Raw genomic sequence first — 20699 nt, 5'->3', positions numbered from 1 at the left:
GTCACCTCGTCACAGCCTGGGAGATCAGTTCCATCATGGCGGCGGGGAGCCCGCCGGCCAGGTCCCGGGCGCGGACGAAGTCCTCGAAGGCGGCGGAGGTCGAGAACTTGGGCTTCCAGCCGAGGCGGGCGGCCAGCCGGGCGGTGTCCACCACGCGGCCGTGGCACATCAGCCGGAGCTGTTCGGGGGAGAAGTCGACCAGTCCCGCGCCGCGGGCGAGGTCGCCCAGGAGGCGGAACGCGGGAGAGGGCACGGGCAGCGAGAGCAGCCCCGCCCTGCGGGCGCACTGCGAGAGCAGAAGCACGCCGTCCCCGGCCACGTTGAACGTGCCGGGGTGGTCCTCCATCGCCATCCGCCTGAGCACCTCGACCGCGTCGTCCTCGTGGACGAACTGCAGCCGGGGGTCGAAGCCGAACACGGTCGGCAGGACGGGCTGGGTGAAGTAACGGGTGAGCGGCGAATCGACGCCGGGCCCCATGAAGTTGGCGAATCTGAGCATCGACACGGTCACGTCGCCGCGCCGCCTGGCGAAGCCACGGACGTAGCCCTCGACCTCCGAGGCGTCCTTGGCGTATCCATGGGTGGGCGACTCGCCCGGCTCCGCGTCCTCGGTGAAGACGGCGGGGTCGTGCGGGGACGAGCCGTACACCGCGGTGGTGGAACGCACGACGACACGGCGGACCGTCGCGGACCGCTGACAGGCACCGAGCAACTGCATGGTGCCGATGACGTTGTGCTCCTTCATGAGCATCCGGCCACCGCTCCGCGGGGGAGCGCTCACCAGGCTCATGTGGACCACTGTGTCGATGTCGGCGGCCGCGATCACCTGGGCGATGTCGGGGCTCCGCAGATCGACGCGGACGAACTCCGTCCGGCCGAGAGGGACGCCGCCATCACGTGAGAGCGAGGGCGGCGGCACCGTGTCTACTCCGATGACCCGGTCGATGTCCGGGTCAGCCGCGAGAACGCTCGCCACTCGGGCGCCGATGTGGCGCGAGACCCCGGTGACAAGCACGGTGTGGGTCATCGGCGCCTCGCAGATCCGCGTTACTACTTCTTGTTACGCCGCTGAATACGGGTCTTCTTGAGAAGCTTGCGGTGCTTCTTCTTCGCCATGCGCTTACGGCGCTTCTTGATCACAGAGCCCACGGGACCCCCAGGTAGCTGGTAGCCGAGATTGTCAAACCGGTGCGCGAACAACACACCGGCTCAACAGACTACCGGCGATCCACGGTAGATCGCCCCCTGGGGGGATCCCGGGTACTGGAACTCACGACGTGACGACCACGCCGCTACCTCACTGAAGCATGAGTCCCCGACGTGCCGGTTTGACCGGCAGGACTCGGACCCGCCGGCCGCTCACCGGTCCGCGCCGGCCACGCAGCCGGCCCGTCCCTCACCGGTCGCTCCGCTCACCACCTGGGGCTCGCTCGCTTCAACCCGCCTCGATGTAGGCATCCCTGAGATAGTCGTGCACCGCCTGCTCCGGCACTCGGAAGGATCGACCGACCCTGATGGCCGGCAGCTCGCCCGAATGCACGAGTCGGTACACAGTCATCTTGGACACCCTCATGACCGTGGCCACTTCAGCCACCGTCAGGAACTTCACCTCGCTGAGAGGTCTTTCGCCTGCACCCATCGGACGCCTCTTCCGCACGTGTTTCCGGGTTATCCCCACTGGTGCCATTGCTCACGCACGTGTACTGCCGTCAGCGTAAGTCGGGACTCCGAGTGCGCAAACCCCCTACTTTCTCAGCCTCCGCAGCCCCATGTCAGCGAAATGGAGAAACTCGCTGGCCAGCAGCCGGACCGCACCCTTTGCCTTGATCTTGGAACGGACCAACTGTCTCTTATTAGAGTCGCCCACAATCCTCAAAAAGTTGGCAAACGGTCGGCGAGCACCACGGAATGCAGGCGCGAAAAGCCCGTATAGGGATGGCCCGATTTGCGCAACCCCCGTCTCAGAGGGCCCGCACGACCCTTTCGACCAGATGGCGCGTCAGCGGATCGTAATATCTGGGTAGCACGTTGTCATCAAGCGGGACGGTCACCGCGATCTTGCCCTCGGCCTCTCCGACGAAGAGCGCGGGGTCGTTGCTGTCGGCGAACCCGACCGTGAGAATCCCCGCCTCGCCGGCCGCGCCGGCCCAGCCGTGATCGGCGATCACCAGATCGGGGCGGTCGTCGCCGAGCTCGTCGATCATGGCCCGCATCGGGGCCGGGTCGTGGGTGTGCACGAAGGTGCCCCGGTCGGCCAGCATCGCGACGTCGTCCATGTAACGGATCTGGCGCTTGCGGCCGAACCCGGCACTCCAGTAGGACCAGCCCTCGGCCGGGCCCATCAGGATCGCGCCGTGCTCCCGCACCAGCCGGGCCAGGGCCATGTGGATGGTGAGCAGGCCGGTGGGGTGGCCGGTGGCGAAGAGGATCCGGGGGCCGCCGGTCCGGAGCACGCCGGCGATCGTGTCGCCCATCGCCTCGACCGCGTCGATCGTGCGGTCCGGGTCGATGACGTCCTGGCCCTCGCGGTGCTCCGGGTCGGCCACGACCCCGGCGGACTTGGCCATCAGGGCCAGCACGTCGCGGTAGGCCCAGTGGCCCTCCAGGGTCAGCCCGAACATGTGGTGCGGATCCCGGTTGGACAGCGACCTGTAGTGGTCCAGGTTGTTCTCCCGGCTGGTCGCCACGTCACCGGCGATCCGGGTGCGGACCAGATGCTCACGAAGGTCGTCCCGGGTCGGCGGCGACGCCGGGCGTCGCAGCTCGGACGCTGTCAACCTGTGACCTCCTCCGTCACTCATCCGTTCGTTCCCGTCTCCCGCACCGGGCCGCCGGTGCCCGCCGTCACGGGAGGGGGTCCAGCCCGTGGAAGGGGAACACGGCCTTCCTGGTCGCCATGATGGCCCGGTCAATCGGGTCTGCTGGATCATAACCAGCGGAGAAATCACTAAATTCCGGATCTCTGCCATCGGTCAGCGACAGCGGCGGCGTCTGCCTGGTCCGCTCCCTGACCAGCCGGCGCCACGCCTCCGGGGTGGCGGTGGCCGGGGCGAGCGGGTGCCCGGAGACCTCGGCGATCAGATGGGTCCACGCCCGGGGCACCACCTGCACCAGCTCGTATCCCCCGCCGCCGGTCACCACCCAGCGGCCGCCCGCGGTCTCGTGGGCCAGCTCGTGGAGCGCGGCGTAGGCGGCGCGCTGACCGTCCAGGCTGAGCATCAGGTGGGCCAGCGGGTCGAGCGCGTGGCTGTCACAGCCGTGCTGGGTGACCAGGATCTCGGGGGCGAACTCCCGCAGCAGCGGCGGCACCACCGCGTGGAAGGCCCTCAGCCAGCCGCTGTCGCCGCATCCGGCGGGCAGCGCCACGTTGACCGCGGTGCCCTCCGCGCCGCGCTCCTCGGGGAAGCCCGTGCCCGGGAAGAGCGTGCGGGGGCTCTCGTGCAGGCTGATGGTGAGGACCCTGGGGTCGTCGTAGAACAGCGCCTGGACGCCGTCCCCGTGGTGGACGTCCACATCCACGTAGGCGATCCGGGAGGCGCCCTGCGCCAGCAGCCAGCCGATCGCCACCGCGGGGTCGTTGTAGACGCAGAACCCGCTCGCGGCGGCGGCCATGGCGTGGTGCAGGCCTCCCGCGACGTTCACCGCGTGCTCGGCCTCACCCGTCCAGACCGCGCGGGCCGCGGCCAGGCTCGCACCGGTGATCAGCGCGGAGGCCTCGTGCACCCCGGCGAAGGCGGGGTTGTCGTCGGTGCCGAGCCCGTGGGCCAGATCGGGCCGCCCGGTCGCGGAGACCCTCTTGACGGCCTCGATGTAGTCGCGCTTGTGGACCAGCGCCAGCTCGTCGTCGGTGGCGGGCGCGCAGCCGGTCACCTCGACCGCGTCCAGCACGCCGAGCTCCCTGGCCAGCGCCATGGTCAGCTCGACCCGCACGGGCGCGAGCGGGTGCCCGGGGCCGAAGTCGTACGCGATGAGCGCGTCGTCCCAGACCACCCGAACGGACCGGCTCATGCGCCCTCCCTGTCTGATCGCGTCGCGGCGCGCTCGCTGGACGATCTCCCACCCCGGCCGACGCTACCGCACGGATACGCACGCGGGTTTACACAGCCGTCGCGGAGGAGAAGGCGGTTTTCATCTAAGCGAAATATCCAGACTTATTTCGATTAACCGCACCCCCTTTATGACGGTACGGCATGCCGTACCGTCTGATCATGGGCTTGGCCGCCCCCGCGCCGTCCGGCGGTCCCTCAGGCGGGCCGGTCCCCCAGGCGGGCCGGGCGGGTCAGGCCGGGGCCACCCGGCGCAGCCCCCGGATCGCGGGCACCAGCAGCAGGGCGACGCAGCCGGCGACCGCCACGACCGAGGAGACGGCGAGCAGCTCCCGCGCCCCGACCACCCCGGCCACCGGGCCGGCGAGCACCTGGCCGAGCGGGACGAACAGGGTCGATCCGGCGACCTCGTAGGCGGTGACCCGGTTGAGCGCCTCCGGCGGCACCTGGGTCTGCACGCTCGTGGCCCACATGACCGACCAGAACGCCCAGCCCGCGCCGCCCACCACGTGCGCGGCCATCATGATCGCCAGCGGCGCCTCGGTGGCGATGGACAGCGGCTCCAGCCCGAAGCCGAACAGGCCGATCGCCCCGGCCATCAGCGGCCGGACCGGGCGGACCCGCATCGCGACCAGGCCCCCGACGATGGTGCCGGCGCCGGAGGCGGACATGACCAGGCCGTAGGCGGCCTCGTCGAGCCGTCCGGTGATGAGCACCGAGCCCAGCGGGATCATCGGGCCGAACAGGGTGACGCCGAAGACCGCCCAGATCAGGATCACCGACCACATCCAGGTCCTGGACCGGAACTCCTGCCAGCCGCCGCGCAGGTTGCGCCACATCGAGGCCTCGGCGGCGGGCGCCGCGACCACCGGCAGGCGCAGCAGGAGCAGGCAGGCCGCGCTGATCGCGAACCCGACCGCGTCGATCGCGAAGACGACCCCCACCCCGGCGAAGCCGACGATGGCGCCCGCGACGCCGGGCCCGGCCAGCAGCATGATCGACTCGGAGACGCGCAGGGTCGCGTTGGCCCTCTGCACGTCGGCGGCCACGCGCGGGACCGTGCTGGAGACGCCGGGCTGGTACATCGCGGCGGCCACGCCGTTGACCGCGGAGATGACCAGGATCTGCCAGAGCTGCGGCCGGTCGAAGACGAACAGCGCCGCGCCGGCCCCCTGGGTCACCACCCGGACCGTGTCGGCGCCGATCATCATGCGCCGCGGCGTGAACCGGTCGGCGAACACCCCGCCGAACAGGATGAGCACCGCGAAGGGGCCCATCCACGCGGCCAGCGCCAGCCCGACCCCGGTCGCGCCGTAGCCGAGCCCGCCCACGCCGACCGCCGTCGCGAACGGGACCATCGCGGCACCGAGCATGGAGACGGACCGCGCGGTGAAGAACAGCCCGAAACTCCGCGACCAGACTGCGGGCCCCGCCTGTCCCCGCTGATCACCAGCTTGTACGGCCTGCGCCACGATTGCCTCATTCCCACCGAAGTTCTGTGGAAATGATGCCTTATGCAGGAAAGTTTCCTAATAGAGGGGGACGGTCAGCCCCCGGCGAGCTGGCGGCTGCGGTCCCGGGCGGCCTCGATGGCGGCCAGGAAGGCGGCGCGGACGCTGTGCCGCTCCAGCTCGGCGATGGCTGCGATGGTGGTGCCGCCCGGAGAGGTGACCGCCTCGCGGAGGATCACCGGATGCTCCCCGGAGTCGCGCAGCATGATGGCCGCGCCGACGATCGACTGGGTGACCATGTCGAGGGCGGCGGCCCGGGGCATGCCGAGCAGGATGCCCGCGTCGACCATGGCCTCGACGAGGTAGAAGAAGTAGGCGGGCCCGCTGCCGGACAGGGCGGTGGCGGCGTCCTGCTGCGTCTCGGGGATGCGCAGCACCTTGCCGACCGGCCTGAGCAGGTCCTCGGTGCGCCTGAGGTGCTCCTCCGAGGCGTGGGCGCCCGCCGAGATCACGCTCATCGCCTCGTCCACCAGGACCGGCGTGTTGGACATGACGCGGACCACCGGGATGTCCGCACCGAGCCGCGACTCCACGAACGAGGTCGTGATGCCCGCCGCGGCGGAGATCACCAGGCGGTCGGCCGGGACGTGCGTCGCGATCTCGGTCAGCAGGGACGCCATGTCCTGCGGCTTGACCGCGAGGATGATCGTGTCGGCGCTCTTGGCCGCCTCGGCGTTGGACACCACCTGCACGCCGTACCGCTCCCTGAGGGCCTCGGCCCGCTCGGCGCGCCGCGCGGTCACCAGCACGTCGCCCGGCTTGAACCCGGCCCGGAGCAGCCCCGAGAGCAGGGCCTCGCCCATCTTGCCGGTTCCCAGAATCGCGATCATGTCTGCGCACCTTGCCTGAGGAGAAGTGGTTGACCAGCCTATGGGATCCGCCCGCGCGAACCCCGGGAGCCGTCCATGGTGGCTGTGTACGACACATTCGGAGACGACCGGCACCTCGGCCGTCCGGCACCAGCCGCGCGCCCCGGACCTGGCGGGAGGCCTGGTCGGACCGGATCGCGCCCGGGTCATGACCGAGGTCATGCAGCGCGATGTCAGAATGGCCTGAACCGCTCCGTGCTCCGATCCGTTGCAGGGGTATGCGTATGATCGCGAGTTCCATTCTGGCCGGAAGCCTGCTGCTGACCGCGGGCTGCGGCGCCGGGCACAGCACCGTGACCACCGGCACCGCGACCGCCGACAGTCCCTCCCGGCCGGTGAGCCACACGGTGGCCCCCCGGGAGGAGCCCACCCAGGGCCCCAAGCCGACCAAGCCCCAGGGCCACACCGACAACCCCCGCAAGGTGCGGTGGCTGACGGCCAAGCCGTCCAAGGACGGGCGGAGCCTGCGGGTCACCTGGTGGTCCGGGGTGGAGCCCTGCACCGTCCTCGACCGGGTCACCGTGCGGGAGACCTCCAAGCGGGTGACCGTCACCCTCTGGGAGGGCCCCAGCGCCAAGGCCAAGAACATGGCCTGCATCGCCATCGCCATCCAGAAGGTGACGACCGTCAAGCTCAAGGCCCCACTCGGCAACCGCAAGGTCGTCGACGGCGCCAAGCCCTGACCTGTGCCCGGTACGGCTCCCGCCGCGCGGGGGGAGCCGTACCGGAGGGGTCAGCGGCAGGTGACGCCGGCCTTCAGCCGGCAGCCCGAGGGAAGCTTGGGCCGCTCATCGGTCCAGCCCATCTTCTCGACGACCACGTAGTGGGCCACGGTGCCCTTCGGGAACCCGCCTTCGGCGTCCGTCGTGACAGACCTCTCGGCCATGCCCTCACCGGTCCGAGGGTCGAGGAGGATCTCTTTCGTGATCGGCACCATACGGGTGCCCAGCTGGAAGTAGCCCTTGGTCTCGAGGTCGATGGCGATGGCGGGACGGCCCAGCGGATCGCTGTCCTCCCGCGCCACCTCGGCCCCGGGCTGTTCCACGTACAGGCGCAGCAGCGCCGCCCGGAGTCCGGGACTGACCGGCGTGACCGTCATATCGCGCACGGCCGCCTTGAGGAACTCCTCCCAGGACCGTTTGAGGCCCCGCTTCTGCTCGGCCTTGCGGTAGCCCTCAAGGCGCTCCCGCAGCCGCGCCGGATCGGTCGGGAGGGCGTCCAACTCGGCGATGGTGAGACCTCCCAGGCCGGGGTCGGGGACGTCTCCCATGATCCGGTACTCGCGTCGCGACCGCTTGTCGGCGAGGGCGGTCGGAGCGCAGGGAGGGGAGGAGCTCTCGCACTTGGGCAGGCGCCAGCGGTCGGGCGAGCCCTGCTTCCGCCAGATCTTCTCGTCCCGCGGTGTGTCCGGCCGGATGCCGGACAACTCGGTCTCCTGGACGTACAAGGCTCCCGGCTTCCGCGGTGTCCACTGGCGCACCTCCCCTCTGGACGCGATCCAGTAGCGCGTGGGTCCGGTGCCGACCGCATACCGGTTGACGCGAGTCCCCTGGACGCGCCAGTAGGCGCCGGTCCCGGGTGAGAGCTTCTCCACCCTGTCCGCGAGTTCCCGGAGCAGGTGCTCACCGGTCTTCGGTGTCTCCAGCACCGAGGGCGGCGCCGGGGCCAGGAGGGTCGCGGCCAGCGCGACTGCGGTGATGACGGCGGCGGTGGCCATGGAGGCTCCAATGATCAGTGTCCAGGTGGGGTGACGGCGGCGCCGTACCCCGTGGGCGGTCAGGCGGGCGCGGGCGCGGGCGACGGCCTCGGGTGTGGGTGGCGGGGCGTCCGGCAGGGCGGCCCCCAGCAGGGTGATCTCATCCATCGCCGGCCTCTTTCAGCGGGTTGACGTCGCCCAGTGCCTTGCGGAGCTGCTTGCGGGCGCGGTTGAGCCGGGACGCCACGGTCCCGTAGGGGATGCCGAGCGCGGCCGCCACCTCGGCGTGGGCGAGCCCGCCGAGCGCGATCAGCAGGACCACGTCGCGGTCGCGCTTGGCCAGACCGGCCAGCGCCCCCGCGAGCCGGCCGGTCACCTGCCCGGCGGCGACCCTGGCGGCCACGGCGTTCTCGTGGCTGTCCACCTGACCCGTCGCCTCGGTACGGCTGAGCGCCTTCCAGCGGCGCACCTCGCTCCGCCGGTGTCTGGCCAGCAGGTTGGTGGCTATGCCGTACAGCCAGGGACGGACGCCGCCCCGCGCGGCGTCGAAGCGTTCGCGTTCGCGGAAGGCGACGAGGAAGGTCTCGGCGGCGAGGTCGTCGGCGGCGTCGGTGTCGAGACGGCGGGCGACGTAGCGGTGGATCTCGGCGAAGTGGGCGTCGAAGACCCGGTCGAAGTCGTCGCGCGGCGACCACTCGCCGGTCCCGGGCCCGAGCCCGAGATCGGGGGAGCCGATCATGTCTCGGCTCCCGGACCGGGATCAGAGGGAGCGATCATGCGTGCTCTTTCGTTGGGAGACAGGGAACGCCTCCTGTTTCCCGGAAACCGGGAATGCTTTCACGCCCCACAGGGTTGAGCGACATAGGCTCAAGTCGTTTGACAAACGTCACACGAGGTTCCAGTATGAGTCCGACCGACTCAACTTTGACTACAAGGACGTACTCATGGCACGTGCGGTAGGTATCGACCTGGGGACGACCAACTCCGTCGTCTCGATCCTCGAGGGCGGTGAGCCCACCGTCATCGCCAACGCGCAGGGCTCGCGGACCACGCCGTCCGTGGTCGCCTTCGCCAAGAACGGCGAGGTCCTCGTCGGTGAGGTCGCCAAGCGGCAGGCCGTCACCAACGTGGACCGCACGATCCGCTCGGTCAAGCGCGAGATGGGCACCAACTGGTCCGTCGAGATCGACGGCAAGAAGTTCTCCCCGCAGCAGATCAGCGCCTTCGTCCTGCAGAAGCTCAAGCAGGACGCCGAGGCCTACCTGGGCGAGAAGATCACCGACGCGGTGATCACCGTCCCGGCCTACTTCAACGACGCCCAGCGGCAGGCGACGCAGGAAGCCGGCACCATCGCCGGCCTCAACGTCCTGCGCATCATCAACGAGCCCACCGCGGCGGCGCTCGCCTACGGCCTCGACAAGGAGAAGGACGAGACCATCCTCGTCTTCGACCTCGGCGGCGGCACGTTCGACGTGTCCCTGCTCGACGTCGGCCAGGAGGACGGCCACGGCTTCGTCGAGGTCAAGGCCACCAGCGGCGACAACCACCTCGGTGGTGACGACTGGGACCAGCGCGTCGTCGACGAGCTCGCGACCCGGTTCAAGAACGCCCACGGCGTCGACCTGACCAAGGACAAGATGGCCCTCCAGCGCCTGCGCGAGGCGGCGGAGAAGGCCAAGATCGAGCTCTCCAGCCAGTCGGAGACCTCCGTCAACCTGCCCTACATCACCGCCTCGGCCGAGGGCCCCCTCCACCTGGAGGAGAAGCTCACCCGCGCCGAGTTCCAGCGGATCACCGCCGACCTGCTCGAGCGGTGCAAGGGCCCGTTCAACCAGGTCGTCAAGGACGCCGGGATCAAGATTTCCGACATCGCCCACGTGGTGCTCGTCGGCGGTTCGACCCGCATGCCCGCGGTCGCCGAGCTCGTCAAGGAGCTGACCGGCGGCCAGGAGCCCAACAAGGGCGTCAACCCGGACGAGGTCGTGGCCATCGGCGCCGCCCTCCAGGCCGGCGTGCTCAAGGGCGAGGTCAAGGACGTCCTGCTGCTCGACGTGACCCCGCTGTCGCTGGGCATCGAGACCAAGGGCGGCATCTTCACCAAGATCATTGAGCGCAACACCACGATCCCGACCAAGCGCTCCGAGGTCTTCACCACGGCCGAGGACAACCAGCCGTCGGTGCAGATCCAGGTCTACCAAGGCGAGCGCGAGATCGCGGCCTACAACAAGAAGCTGGCCACCTTCGAGCTGACCGGCATCGCCCCGGCGCCGCGCGGCATCCCGCAGATCGAGGTCACCTTCGACATCGACGCCAACGGCATCGTCAACGTCTCCGCCAAGGACCTCGGCACCGGCAAGGAGCAGACGATGACCATCACCGGCGGCTCCGCGCTGCCGAAGGACGACATCGAGCGCATGATGCGCGAGGCCGAGTCCTACGCCGAAGAGGACAAGAAGCGCCGCGAGGACGCCGAGACGCGCAACAACGCCGACTCGCTCGTCTACCAGACCGAGAAGTTCCTCGGCGAGAACGCCGAGAAGGTCCCGGACGACATCAAGAACGAGGTCAACGAGGCGCTCGCCGAGCTCAAGAAGACGCTTGAGGGCACCGACTCGGCCGAGATCCGCACCGCGGCGGAGAAGCTCGCCACCGTCAGCCAGAAGATGGGTTCGGCGATCTACGCCCAGTCGCAGGGGTCCGAGGCCCCGGCCGGCGCCCCCGGCGCGGAGAACACGGCCGGCCAGGAGTCCGATGACAACGTGGTCGACGCTGAGATCGTGGACGACGAGCCGAAGCGCGAAGACGGCAAGAAGTGACGGCGGGAGAGCCGAGGGGAGCGCAAGCGTGAACACGCGTGAGAACGGTTCCGGGGAGGAGCCGGTGATCCGCGACAACCGCAAGATCGATCCGGAGACGGGCGAGGTGCGCGAGACGGTCAAGGAGCAGGCCGACCAGCCTGCCCCGGCCGCCGACCTGGCCTCGATCGAGCTGGCCACCCAGCTCGCCGAGCGCACCGCGGACCTGCAGCGTCTCCAGGCGGAATACTCCAACTACCGCAAGCGGGTCGAGCGGGACCGGACCGTGGTCAAGGAGCAGGCGGTGGCCGGCGTGCTGGCCGAGCTGCTGCCGGTTCTCGACGACATCGGCCGGGCCCGTGACCACGGAGAGCTCACCGGCGGCTTCGCCAAGGTGAGCGAGTCGCTGGAGACGGCCACCGGGAAGCTGGGACTGAGCGCCTTCGGCACCAAGGGCGAGCCTTTCGACCCGACGGTGCACGAAGCGCTCATGCACAGCTACTCCCCCGACGTCGCCGAGCCGACCTGCGTGGAGATCCTTCAGTCCGGTTACCGGATCGGCGAGCGGGTGCTCCGCCCGGCGCGGGTCGCGGTCGCCGAGCCCGAAGAGCCCGCGTCAAACGACAACTGATACCCCCATATCTAAGAAGGAACGGACGATGAGCACCAAGGACTACCTGGAGAAGGACTACTACGCCGTCCTTGGTGTGCCCAAGACCGCCACCGCCGAAGAGATCAAGAAGGCGTACCGGAAGCTGGCCAGGCAGTACCACCCGGACGCCAACCAGGGCAGCACGGAGACCGAGGCCAAGTTCAAGGAGGTCTCCGAGGCCTACGACGTCCTGTCCGACACCAAGCGCCGCAAGGAGTACGACGAGGCGCGGACGCTGTTCGGATCGGGGCTCGGCGGTTACGCGGGAGGCGGGGGGGCTTCCCGTGGGGGCGGGTTCCCCTTCGACCTGGGTGACCTGTTCGGCGGCACCAACCAGCCGCAGGGCGGCGCCGGCGAGCGCATCGGCGACCTCTTCGGCGGCATATTCAACCGGGGCGGCACGACCCGCGCCGGCGGGACGACCACCACCAGGGCCCGGCGCGGCCAGGACATCGAGTCGGAGGTCACGCTCTCGTTCGGCGAGGCCGTGGACGGCGCCACCGTCTCGCTCCGCCTCACCAGCTCCTCGGCCTGTACGGCGTGCTCCGGCACCGGCGCCAAGGCCGGGACCACCCCGCGGGTCTGCCCGACCTGCGAGGGCACCGGCGCGGCCAGCCGCAACCTGGGCAACTTCGCCTTCTCCGAGCCGTGCCGCGACTGCAAGGGCCGCGGCCTGCTGGTGGACAACCCGTGCCCGGTGTGCGAGGGGAGCGGGCGGGGCAAGAGCACCCGCACGATCCAGGCACGCATCCCGGCCGGGGTGGGCGACGGCCAGCGCATCAAGCTCAAGGGCAAGGGCGCGCCCGGCGAGAACGGCGGTCCGGCCGGTGACCTGTACGTCCAGATCCACGTCAAGTCGCACCCGGTCTTCGGCAGGACCGGCGAGAACCTGACGATCACCGTGCCGGTCACCTTCACCGAGGCCGCGCTCGGCGCCGAGATCAAGGTGCCGATCCTCAAGGGGCTGCCGGTCACGCTGCGCATCCCCGAGGGGACCCCGAACGGCCGCACCTTCCGGGTGCGCGGCAGGGGCGTGCCCCGCAAGGACGGCACCAAGGGCGACCTGCTCGCCACGGTCGAGGTGCTGGTGCCCCAGCAGCTCGAGGACAAGGCGCGCAACGCGCTGGAGGAGTTCCGTGACGCCACGGCGGGCGGTGACCCGAGGGCCGACCTCATCCAACAGGCCAGAAGCGAGTAGCCATGGAAGCCAACTACTTCGATCTGTCGGACGACACCCCCGTCTACGTGATCTCGGTGGCCGCCCAGCTCTCGGGTCTGCACCCGCAGACCCTCCGGCAGTACGACCGCATCGGCCTGGTCAGTCCGGGCCGCACGTCGGGGCGCGGGCGCCTCTACTCCACCCGCGACATCGTGATGCTCCGCGAGGTCCAGCGGCTCTCCCAGGAGGAGGGCATCAACCTCGCCGGCATCAAGCGCATCCTGGCGCTGGAGAACGAGGCCCTGCGCCTGCGCGATGAGAACCACCGCCTGCGCGCGGAGATGACGATGATCCGCGCGCTGATCCAGTACCAACTGCCACCCGCCTGACTCCACCGAGGCCGGGGGCGAGCCGCGACGCGCGACGTCGCAATCGACAGGCGAGAGCGCACCGGTGGCCGTCACTCGAGGAGCGCGGGAGCCAGGCGGACCCGCGACCGGCGAGTGCACCCCGTCACCGGCGCTCCAGCCGCCGAACGGAGTAAGGGCAGACAAGCATGGACTACAAGCTCACCCAGAAGAGCCAGGAAGCAGTCTCCTCCGCCATCAGGCGCGCCGCCGCCGAGGGCAACCCGGAGGTCGCCCCGGCCCACCTGTTCACCTCGCTGCTCGGCCAGACCGGCGGCACCGCCGTGCCTCTGCTGGAGGCCGTCGGCGCCGACTGGAAGCAGTTGCGCACCGAGGCCGAGCGGCAGCTCGCGGCGCTGCCGAAGGCGCAGGGCGCCACGGTCGGCGCCCCGTCGAGCTCACGGCAGCTGCTCACCGTGCTGAACACCGCGGCCCAGCGGGCCCGGCAGCTTGAGGACGAATACGTCTCGACCGAACACCTGCTGGTCGGCCTCGCCGCCGACGGCGGCCCGGTCGCCGAGCTGCTCAAGTCGCGCGGCGCCACCCCCAACACCCTGCTCGACGCGTTCGAGAAGGTGCGCGGGCATGCCCGGGTGACCAGCGAGACGCCCGAGGACACCTACCAGGCGCTGGAGAAGTACGGCGTCGACCTGACCGAGCGGGCCAGGGCGGGCAAGCTCGACCCGGTGATCGGCCGCGACTCGGAGATCCGCAGGGTCATCCAGGTGCTCAGCCGCCGGACCAAGAACAACCCGGTGCTCATCGGGGAGCCCGGCGTCGGCAAGACCGCCGTGGTGGAGGGTCTGGCCCAGCGGATCGTCGCCGGCGACGTGCCCTCCAGCCTGCGCAACAAGCGCCTGGTCGCGCTGGACCTGGGCGCGATGGTCGCCGGGGCGAAATACCGCGGCGAGTTCGAGGAGCGCCTCAAGGCCGTGCTCAGCGAGATCAAGGAGAGCGACGGCCAGGTCGTCACCTTCATCGACGAGCTGCACACCATGGTCGGCGCGGGCGCCGCCGAGGGCGCGATGGACGCGGGCAACATGCTCAAGCCCATGCTCGCCCGGGGCGAGCTGCGGATGATCGGTGCGACGACGCTGGACGAATACCGCGAGCGCATCGAGAAGGACCCCGCCCTGGAGCGGCGCTTCCAGCAGGTCTACGTGGGCGAGCCCACGGTCGAGGACACCATCGCGATCCTGCGCGGCCTCAAGGGCCGCTACGAGGCGCACCACCAGGTCCAGATCGCCGACAGCGCGCTCGTGGCCGCCGCCTCCCTCTCCGACCGCTACATCACCTCCCGGTTCCTGCCGGACAAGGCGATCGACCTCATCGACGAGGCCGCCTCCCGGCTGCGCATGGAGATCGACTCCCGTCCCGTGGAGATCGACCAGCTCCAGCGGAACGTCGACCGGATGAAGATGGAGGAGCTCGCGCTCGCCAAGGAGACCGACGAGGGCAGCATCCAGCGGCTGGAGCGGCTCCGCAAGGAGCTCGCCGACCGTCAGGAGGAGCTCAACGGCCTGGTCGGGCGCTGGGAGCGGGAGAAGGCCGGGCTCAACCGGGTCGGCGACCTGAAGAAGAAGCTCGACGAGGTGCGCGGCGCCGCCGAGCGGGCACAGCGGGACGGTGACTTCGAGGCCGCCTCACGGCTGATGTACGCCGAGGTGCCCAAGCTGGAGGCCGAGCTCGCCGAGGCCAGCGCGGCCGCCCAGCCCGATGACCCGATGGTCAAGGAGGAGGTCGGCCCGGACGACATCGCCCAGGTCATCTCCTCGTGGACCGGTATCCCCTCGGGGCGCCTGCTGGAGGGGGAGTCCGCCAAGCTGCTCCGCATGGAGGAGGAGCTCGGCAGGCGGCTGATCGGCCAGAAGGAGGCCGTCCAGGCGGTCTCCGACGCCGTACGGCGGGCACGGGCGGGCATCTCCGACCCCGACCGGCCGACCGGCAGCTTCCTGTTCCTCGGCCCCACCGGCGTCGGCAAGACCGAGCTGGCCAAGTCGCTGGCCGACTTCCTGTTCGACGACGAGCGGGCGATGGTCCGCATCGACATGAGCGAGTACGGCGAGAAGCACAGCGTGGCGCGTCTGGTGGGGGCGCCGCCCGGATACATCGGCTACGAGGAGGGCGGCCAGCTCACCGAGGCCGTGCGGCGCAGGCCGTACACCGTGGTGCTGCTGGACGAGGTCGAGAAGGCCCACCCCGAGGTCTTCGACATCCTGCTCCAGGTGCTCGACGACGGGCGGCTCACCGACGGGCAGGGCCGGACCGTCGACTTCCGCAACGTGATCCTGATCCTCACCTCCAACATCGGCTCGCAGTTCCTCGTGGACCCGAAGCTGGACAAGGACGCCCAGCAGAAGGCCGTGATGGACGCGGTCAGAAACTCCTTCAAGCCGGAGTTCCTCAACCGGCTCGACGACGTGATCCTGTTCGAGGCGCTCGGCGTGGAGGAGCTGTCCAGGATCGTGGACCTGCAGGTGACGCACCTGGCCCGGCGGCTGGCCGACCGGCGGCTCACGCTGACCGTGACCCCGGCGGCGCGCGACTGGCTGGCGCTGACGGGCTACGACCCGATGTACGGCGCGCGGCCGCTCCGCCGCCTCGTCCAGTCGTCGATCGGCGACAAGCTGGCCAAGGAGGTGCTGTCCGGCGAGGTCCAGGACGGCGACGAGGTCCTGGTGGACCTCGACAAGACGAGCGACACCCTGGAGATCGGCCCCGTGAGGGCCTGACCACCGTCCGGGTAAGGGCTTGACCAGCATTGGGTTAAGCCCACCCCTCGGCAGACCCCCGCTGTTACCTTCGGCAGTCGTCGGACTACCGAAAACAACAGGGGGACGTGAATGTCTAACACATCACGGCACATCCGGGGGCTCCTCGCGGTGGCGGCGCTCACGGCCGGTGTGAGCTGGCTGGTGGCCGCTCCGGCGTCGGCCGGCGGCGTGCCCTGCCAGGGGCGGGACATGGTGGAGCTGCTGGAGACGCCGGAGTCCGTGGCGGCCGTCTGCGACGAGGTGGGCGACGTCAGGGCGGCCGCGACCGCCGGCAGGACGACGGTCCCCGCCCGCGGCGAGGGGCCCGCGTCCATGGAACGGCTGGCGCGGATCGCCGGCCTGCCCGGCCTCTCCCAGGCCTCGGCCGTAGTCAGCTTCGCCGACACGGCCGGCGTCGCGGCGGGCACCGGGGTGCCCGCGCTGCCCGCCCTGCCCTCCGGGATGCCGGGCTTCCCCGGCCACGCCTCGGCCGGCACCCTGGCCGCCGCGCCGGACCTGCCCGGCCTGCCGGGCACCCCGGGCACCGATCTCATCAGGTTCCCGGTCTCGGAGGTCCCGTCGGTCCCCCGTCTCACGGACCCGACCGGCGCGCTGTCCGACAGCGGCACGGCGCTGCCACTGCAGCTTCAGGACCCGGTCTCGGTGAAGGCCGTGACGGAGGACCTCCCCGCCGCGATCGAGCCGGAGGTCCCGCAGGTCCCGGCCGTGCCGGTGACTTCCCCGGCCGACGCCGCCCCGTCGAAGGTGACGTCGGAGGTGAGGGAGGAGACCGCCGAGCTCCCGGTCCTGGACCAGGTGCTCCCGCAGCTCGGACTCGACTGACCGTCCGTGAAGGAGGGCCGCGCCCGGGGGGACGCGGCCCTGCCCGCCTGACCCGCCCCGGAGCCCGGCACGACCCTCGACCCGACGCGGCCGGGAACCCGGCCCGCCCCGTCAGCCCGGCACGCCCCAGGCCCGATACGGCCCGTGACCTGCGGCCCGATGCGGCCCGGAGGTCAGTGCGACGCGTCGAGCAGGGCGTCGAGCTCGTCCTCCGGCAGGCCCAGGTCCACCCTGATCCGGTAGCGGGTGCGGAGCAACGCGGTGTACTCCCCGCTGCCCTCCACCGCCCCCTGGGCTCCCTCGGTCGCCCAGCGATGGGCCTCCCGTAGGTCTCCGTAGGCGACCAGGGTCTCGGCGACCGTGAGGGCGGTGGCCGGGGTGACCTCGCCGTCGACCCGGATCGCCTCGATCACCTCCCGGCCCTCGTCCGGCTGTTCGAGCTCGAAGAGGGTGTCGGCGATTCCGGCCCGGGGATCGACGCCCACCTCGCCGCCGTCGTCCACCGCCCGCTGGAAGCAGTCGAGAGCGCGGGCGGGCTGTCCGGCCTGCCGCCACTCTTCCGCGGCGAGCACGAGGATCGCCGCCCGCGAGATGTCGCCGGATATGTATGCCCCGACCAGCGCTTCGAGCCGCCGGGCGAGGTCTTCGTGATCGTCGGCCAGGAGTGCCTGCTCAAGCAGCCGATCAAGCTGCTCATGTGTCACATGCGCCACATCGCGAGAGTACCGAGCGACGCTCGACTCCGCCCGCACAACGGCAGGTATTCCTTGAGTAACCCAATGTAAATGCTCGGCTACGGTGCGCGTGTTTCTCCAGGAAAACGGGCATATGGCAGGCGACTCCTGCTAGGGGACGCTACCGTTCGAAGGAGCTGCGATGGGCATGTCCAAGCAGACCACCTTCACCCTGACATTCCTGGTCGGTCTCTCCGTGCTCGTCCCGGGGTCTGCCGGATACCTCTCCGCCAAGATGGACGCCGTCCAGCGGGCCTACAGCGATCTCGTCTCCCTGGAGAGCCGGCTCCGTGAGGAGCAGCTGCTCGCGCCGGTCCAGGAGGCGCCGCAGATCCAGACGATCGCCGTCCCTGCGATGCCCTGCGAGATCCCGCCGCTGTCCCAGCCGAAGCGGAAGAGGGCGCCCGCGCCCCCCGCACTCATTCCCGTGCCGGTCGAGGCGCTGCCCTCCGAGCCCCTCCCCGAGGAGTCCGAGCCGGCCGAAGGACTGCGGATCGAGCCTCTGCCGGACGAGCCCGGCGAGAGCAGGATCGGCAACCGGCGCCCCTTCGCCGGGCGTGGGGACGCGGTCGGACGCGAGATCGGACGGCCGGAGCCCCGGGACCAGATCGTCATCTCCGAGCGGAACATGGTCGAGGAGGAGGCTCCGCCCCCGTCGGTGCCTCTCCGGAGGATCCCTTCGGGGACCGGTTACCCCGGGCCCGATCAGGCCGAGGCGCCGGCGAACTGACGGTTCAGGTAACCCCGGATCAGGCGCTTGGCCTCGGCCACGATCTCCGGGGCCCCGGCGGGATCGCGCCGGAAGGCGAGCTTGAGCACCGCGTCTCCGGCCTCGACCGCCACGAGGATGGCCAGGTCGAGCTCCTCGCTGTCGGTCAGGCCGTACTCCTGGAGGAGGAGCCCGCGCAGCCGGCCCGCGATCACCGTGTTGTTGTCGGCCACCCCGTCGAGCAGGTTGAGGTCGACCACGTCGCCGAAGTGCAGGGACCGGAACCCCGGCACGGTCCTGTGCATCTCCACGTACTCGTCGATGATCGCGTCGACCGCGTCCCACCAGCCGGCGTAGTCCTCCCACAGGAAGCGCCTCCCGACCCGGGAGACGAAGCGTTCCACGTGGCGCCGGGTCACCGCCTGGGTGATGGCCCGCTTGTCGGGGAAGAACTGGTAGACCGAGCCGATCGCGACACCGGCGCGTTCGGCGATGCGGGTGGTGGACAGCGCGTCATAGCCGACCTCGTCCAGCAGGTCGGCACACGCGTCGAGCATCCTTTCGACACGCCGTGCGCTCCGTCGCTGGGTGGGCTGACGCCGCAGCGGAGCCTCGTCCGGCTCCTCGACAGGCAGGGGGGACATCCCACCATCTTGCCCGTCCGGCCCCGCCGGGTCAGTCCCTATCCGCCAATCGCGAGATTTCCCCGGCCCCGGAGAGCCTGGCCAGGCGGCGCATGACGGCCGGGGAGATCCGCGAGAGCGCGTAGCCGATCTTCCCTTCGGCGTTCACGGCGACGACCGGCCGGTTGCGGTGGACCGCCCGCAGGATGTGCGCGGCCACCCGCTCCGGCGGGTATCCCCGCCTGGTCAGCGCCCTGTCCGCTCGCGCGGCCGCGTCCTCGCGCGCCCGCGGTGCCGCGTCGCCGCCCAGGTAGGTCGCGCTGCCCGCGATCCCGGTGGAGACGAAGCCGGGGCAGATGGCGGTGACCCCGATCCCCTGCCCGGCCAGTTCCGCCCGCAGGCAGTCGCTGAGCATCTTCACCGCCGCCTTCGACGTCGAGTAGGCGGGGAGCGCCCTGCTGGGGGCGAACGCGGCGAGCGAGGCGATGTTCACGATGTGGCCGCCCTCGCCGCGCTCGACCATCTGGGCGGCGAACAGGCGGCAGCCGTGGATGACGCCCCACAGGTTCACGTCCAGGGTCCGCCGCCAGTCCTCGACCGAGTGGTCGAGGAACGGGCCGGCGACCGCGATGCCGGCGTTGTTGACCACGATGTCGGGCACCCCATGCTCGTCCCGGACGAGCCGGGCGAACCGCTCCATCTCCGCGACGTCCGCGACGTCCACCCGGTAGGCGTGCGCCGTACGCCAGGTCGCGGAGATGCCGTCGGCGGTGCGCCGGGCGGCGGCGAGGTCGATGTCGGAGCAGATCACCTCGGCTCCGTGCGAGGCGAAGGCGCGCGCGGTGGCCCGCCCGATGCCGCCGCCCGCGCCGGTGACCACCACCAGCCGGTCCTCGTACGGCCCGCGCTCTCCCGCTCCCGTCCGGGCGCGGCGCAGCTCCCTGGACGGCCGCACCCCCCGGACTCCCTCCGCGCCCCCGACGCCCTCCGCGGGCCCGGCCCCCTCCGCGAGCTCGACGTGTTCGGCGAACTCGGCGATCATCCTGGCGATCACCTCGGGGTGGCTGCGCTGCGCCCAGTGCCCCGCGGCGATCCGCCGGTGCCACATGCGCGGCACCCAGGGGCGCAGGGAGGCCAGGAGCGCGGGCGAGACGAAGGGGTCGCGGGTGGTCTCGATGAGCTGGACCGGCGTCTCGACGACGGGCTCGGCGCGGGGCGTGCGGCGGACGGTGGACATGTTCGCCCGGTAGAGGCCGAGGCCGTTCACGCCGTCCTCGCGCAGGGTGTCCGCCGGATGGCCGGGGCGCGGGGCTATCCCCTCGGAGATCCGCATGGTCCGCTCCAGGACGCGCGGCATCACGGTGCGCCAGGCCAGCTCGGGCGCCACCGGGGCCTGGAACACCCCGATGTACCAGGACCGCAGGAGTTGCCCGGCGACCTCGGCCCGCCGGCCGTGCCGCATGAAGTGGGCGGCCTGGTCCAGCCCGGGGCCTCCGAAGGAGGTGAAGGAGGTGACGCGCCCCTTGATCTCCGGCCGGCCGATCAGCTCCCAGCCCTGGATGGAGCCCCAGTCGTGCCCCACGAGATGCACGCCCGGCTTGCCCACCGCGTCGAGGACGGCCGCCATGTCGGCGGCCAGGTGGTCGTAGGTGTAGTCCCCGCCGTCGCGCGGGGCGCCGGACCGCCCGGCCCCCCGGACGTCGTAGCGGACCACGTGGAAACGGTCCCGCAACAGGCCGGCGACCTCGTCCCAGACCCGGTGCGTGTCGGGGTAGCCGTGCAGCAGCAGGACCGTGGGAGCGGCCGGGTCTCCCTCCTCGAACAGTGCCAGCCGTACGTCACCGGATCTGACCCATCGCACTGCGGCCTCCTATTGGACGGACTGTCCAAACACTAGCCGGT

At 70.8% G+C, this 20699-nt stretch carries 19 protein-coding genes and 1 pseudogene; 8 read left to right on the top strand and 12 right to left on the bottom strand.

Translation table 11 applies throughout. The features are described from left to right. Position 1: 1 nt before the first annotated feature. The 7 genes from SROS_RS02540 to proC all read right to left on the bottom strand — a co-directional run bounded on the left by SROS_RS02540 (position 2) and on the right by proC (position 6387). Positions 2-1027: an NAD-dependent epimerase/dehydratase family protein gene (locus SROS_RS02540; RefSeq protein ID WP_012887309.1), complete on the bottom strand. Its 1026-nt coding sequence runs from the start codon at positions 1025-1027 to the stop codon at positions 2-4. 23 nt (positions 1028-1050) lie between these two features. Further along, positions 1051-1149 (bottom strand): 30S ribosomal protein bS22, encoded by a 99-nt coding sequence (locus tag SROS_RS47110; RefSeq protein WP_018654693.1) that lies wholly within the window; start codon positions 1147-1149, stop codon positions 1051-1053. A gap of 286 nt (positions 1150-1435) precedes the next feature. After that, positions 1436-1639 (bottom strand): helix-turn-helix domain-containing protein, encoded by a 204-nt coding sequence (locus SROS_RS02535; protein ID WP_012887307.1) that lies wholly within the window; start codon positions 1637-1639, stop codon positions 1436-1438. A 322-nt stretch (positions 1640-1961) separates the two neighbouring features. After that, on the bottom strand, positions 1962-2777 hold the full coding sequence (locus SROS_RS02530) for a phosphatase (protein ID WP_012887306.1): 816 nt from the start codon (positions 2775-2777) through the stop codon (positions 1962-1964). 67 nt (positions 2778-2844) lie between these two features. Continuing rightward, on the bottom strand, positions 2845-4008 hold the full coding sequence (locus SROS_RS02525; protein ID WP_012887305.1) for an acetoin utilization protein AcuC: 1164 nt from the start codon (positions 4006-4008) through the stop codon (positions 2845-2847). A gap of 271 nt (positions 4009-4279) precedes the next feature. Continuing rightward, positions 4280-5518: an MFS transporter gene (locus tag SROS_RS02520; protein WP_012887304.1), complete on the bottom strand. Its 1239-nt coding sequence runs from the start codon at positions 5516-5518 to the stop codon at positions 4280-4282. A gap of 74 nt (positions 5519-5592) precedes the next feature. Next, positions 5593-6387, bottom strand: coding sequence for a pyrroline-5-carboxylate reductase (proC, locus tag SROS_RS02515; protein ID WP_012887303.1), 795 nt, complete (start codon positions 6385-6387; stop codon positions 5593-5595). 263 nt (positions 6388-6650) lie between these two features. On the opposite strand from proC, the gene SROS_RS02505 reads away from it, so the two are divergent. Further along, complete coding sequence (locus SROS_RS02505; protein ID WP_012887302.1) at positions 6651-7109, top strand: hypothetical protein; 459 nt, start codon at positions 6651-6653, stop codon at positions 7107-7109. Between the two features lie 50 nt (positions 7110-7159). Here the strand turns inward: SROS_RS02505 and SROS_RS02500 are convergent, their stop codons facing one another. Together SROS_RS02500 and SROS_RS02495 are read right to left on the bottom strand one after the other, a co-directional pair. Further along, entirely contained in the window at positions 7160-8290 is a 1131-nt protein-coding gene (locus SROS_RS02500) for a CU044_5270 family protein (protein WP_012887301.1), read from the bottom strand. Then, a complete protein-coding gene (locus SROS_RS02495; RefSeq protein WP_012887300.1) occupies positions 8283-8861 on the bottom strand; it encodes an RNA polymerase sigma factor in 579 nt (192 codons plus the stop codon). The genes SROS_RS02500 and SROS_RS02495 overlap by 8 nt, the downstream gene beginning before the upstream one ends. A 205-nt stretch (positions 8862-9066) precedes the next feature. On the opposite strand from SROS_RS02495, the gene dnaK reads away from it, so the two are divergent. From dnaK to SROS_RS02465, 6 genes and pseudogenes are all read left to right on the top strand, one after another. Further along, on the top strand, positions 9067-10938 hold the full coding sequence (gene dnaK, locus SROS_RS02490) for a molecular chaperone DnaK (RefSeq protein ID WP_012887299.1): 1872 nt from the start codon (positions 9067-9069) through the stop codon (positions 10936-10938). A gap of 28 nt (positions 10939-10966) precedes the next feature. Beyond that, a complete protein-coding gene (grpE, locus tag SROS_RS02485) occupies positions 10967-11548 on the top strand; it encodes a nucleotide exchange factor GrpE (protein ID WP_012887298.1) in 582 nt (193 codons plus the stop codon). 28 nt (positions 11549-11576) lie between these two features. Beyond that, positions 11577-12767, top strand: a complete 1191-nt coding sequence (dnaJ, locus tag SROS_RS02480) for a molecular chaperone DnaJ (RefSeq protein WP_012887297.1) — start codon at positions 11577-11579, stop codon at positions 12765-12767. Positions 12768-12769: 2 nt separating this feature from the next. Next, a pseudogene (locus SROS_RS02475) lies at positions 12770-13022 on the top strand (heat shock protein transcriptional repressor HspR); the annotation flags it as partial. A 262-nt stretch (positions 13023-13284) separates the two neighbouring features. Further along, the gene (gene clpB / locus SROS_RS02470; RefSeq protein WP_012887295.1) at positions 13285-15867 is read left to right on the top strand and encodes an ATP-dependent chaperone ClpB; all 2583 of its coding nucleotides are present in this window, start codon (positions 13285-13287) and stop codon (positions 15865-15867) included. Between the two features lie 111 nt (positions 15868-15978). Then, on the top strand, positions 15979-16731 hold the full coding sequence (locus tag SROS_RS02465; RefSeq protein WP_012887294.1) for a hypothetical protein: 753 nt from the start codon (positions 15979-15981) through the stop codon (positions 16729-16731). A gap of 173 nt (positions 16732-16904) precedes the next feature. Here the strand turns inward: SROS_RS02465 and SROS_RS02460 are convergent, their stop codons facing one another. Then, entirely contained in the window at positions 16905-17444 is a 540-nt protein-coding gene (locus tag SROS_RS02460; RefSeq protein WP_012887293.1) for a hypothetical protein, read from the bottom strand. Positions 17445-17613: 169 nt separating this feature from the next. Here SROS_RS02460 and SROS_RS02455 point away from each other — a divergent pair, with 169 nt between their 5' ends. Continuing rightward, complete coding sequence (locus SROS_RS02455) at positions 17614-18195, top strand: hypothetical protein (RefSeq protein WP_148268925.1); 582 nt, start codon at positions 17614-17616, stop codon at positions 18193-18195. On the opposite strand, the gene SROS_RS02450 is transcribed toward SROS_RS02455, so the two are convergent. After that, positions 18171-18818: a TetR/AcrR family transcriptional regulator gene (locus SROS_RS02450; RefSeq protein WP_012887291.1), complete on the bottom strand. Its 648-nt coding sequence runs from the start codon at positions 18816-18818 to the stop codon at positions 18171-18173. The two genes, SROS_RS02455 and SROS_RS02450, sit on opposite strands and share 25 nt — an antisense overlap. Before the next feature lie 31 nt (positions 18819-18849). Then, positions 18850-20658, bottom strand: a complete 1809-nt coding sequence (locus SROS_RS02445) for an SDR family oxidoreductase (protein WP_012887290.1) — start codon at positions 20656-20658, stop codon at positions 18850-18852. Positions 20659-20699 lie beyond the last annotated feature (41 nt).

The sequence above is a fragment of the Streptosporangium roseum DSM 43021 genome, from assembly GCF_000024865.1.
GTDB lineage: Bacteria > Actinomycetota > Actinomycetes > Streptosporangiales > Streptosporangiaceae > Streptosporangium > Streptosporangium roseum.
This window is presented reverse-complemented; position numbering and strand designations above follow the sequence as displayed.

Excerpts from the sequence above, each read along its gene's own strand:
- dnaK (WP_012887299.1), top strand. The coding sequence starts at position 9,067 with ATGGCACGTGCGGTAGGTATCGACCTGGGGACGACCAACTCCGTCGTC.
- SROS_RS02495 (WP_012887300.1), bottom strand. The coding sequence starts at position 8,861 with ATGATCGGCTCCCCCGATCTCGGGCTCGGGCCCGGGACCGGCGAGTGG.
- SROS_RS02500 (WP_012887301.1), bottom strand. The coding sequence starts at position 8,290 with ATGGATGAGATCACCCTGCTGGGGGCCGCCCTGCCGGACGCCCCGCCA.
- SROS_RS02525 (WP_012887305.1), bottom strand. The coding sequence starts at position 4,008 with ATGAGCCGGTCCGTTCGGGTGGTCTGGGACGACGCGCTCATCGCGTAC.
- SROS_RS02540 (WP_012887309.1), bottom strand. The coding sequence starts at position 1,027 with ATGACCCACACCGTGCTTGTCACCGGGGTCTCGCGCCACATCGGCGCC.
- SROS_RS02535 (WP_012887307.1), bottom strand. The coding sequence starts at position 1,639 with ATGGGTGCAGGCGAAAGACCTCTCAGCGAGGTGAAGTTCCTGACGGTG.
- SROS_RS02450 (WP_012887291.1), bottom strand. The coding sequence starts at position 18,818 with ATGTCCCCCCTGCCTGTCGAGGAGCCGGACGAGGCTCCGCTGCGGCGT.
- proC (WP_012887303.1), bottom strand. The coding sequence starts at position 6,387 with ATGATCGCGATTCTGGGAACCGGCAAGATGGGCGAGGCCCTGCTCTCG.
- SROS_RS02465 (WP_012887294.1), top strand. The coding sequence starts at position 15,979 with ATGTCTAACACATCACGGCACATCCGGGGGCTCCTCGCGGTGGCGGCG.
- SROS_RS02455 (WP_148268925.1), top strand. The coding sequence starts at position 17,614 with ATGTCCAAGCAGACCACCTTCACCCTGACATTCCTGGTCGGTCTCTCC.
- dnaJ (WP_012887297.1), top strand. The coding sequence starts at position 11,577 with ATGAGCACCAAGGACTACCTGGAGAAGGACTACTACGCCGTCCTTGGT.
- SROS_RS02505 (WP_012887302.1), top strand. The coding sequence starts at position 6,651 with ATGATCGCGAGTTCCATTCTGGCCGGAAGCCTGCTGCTGACCGCGGGC.
- clpB (WP_012887295.1), top strand. The coding sequence starts at position 13,285 with ATGGACTACAAGCTCACCCAGAAGAGCCAGGAAGCAGTCTCCTCCGCC.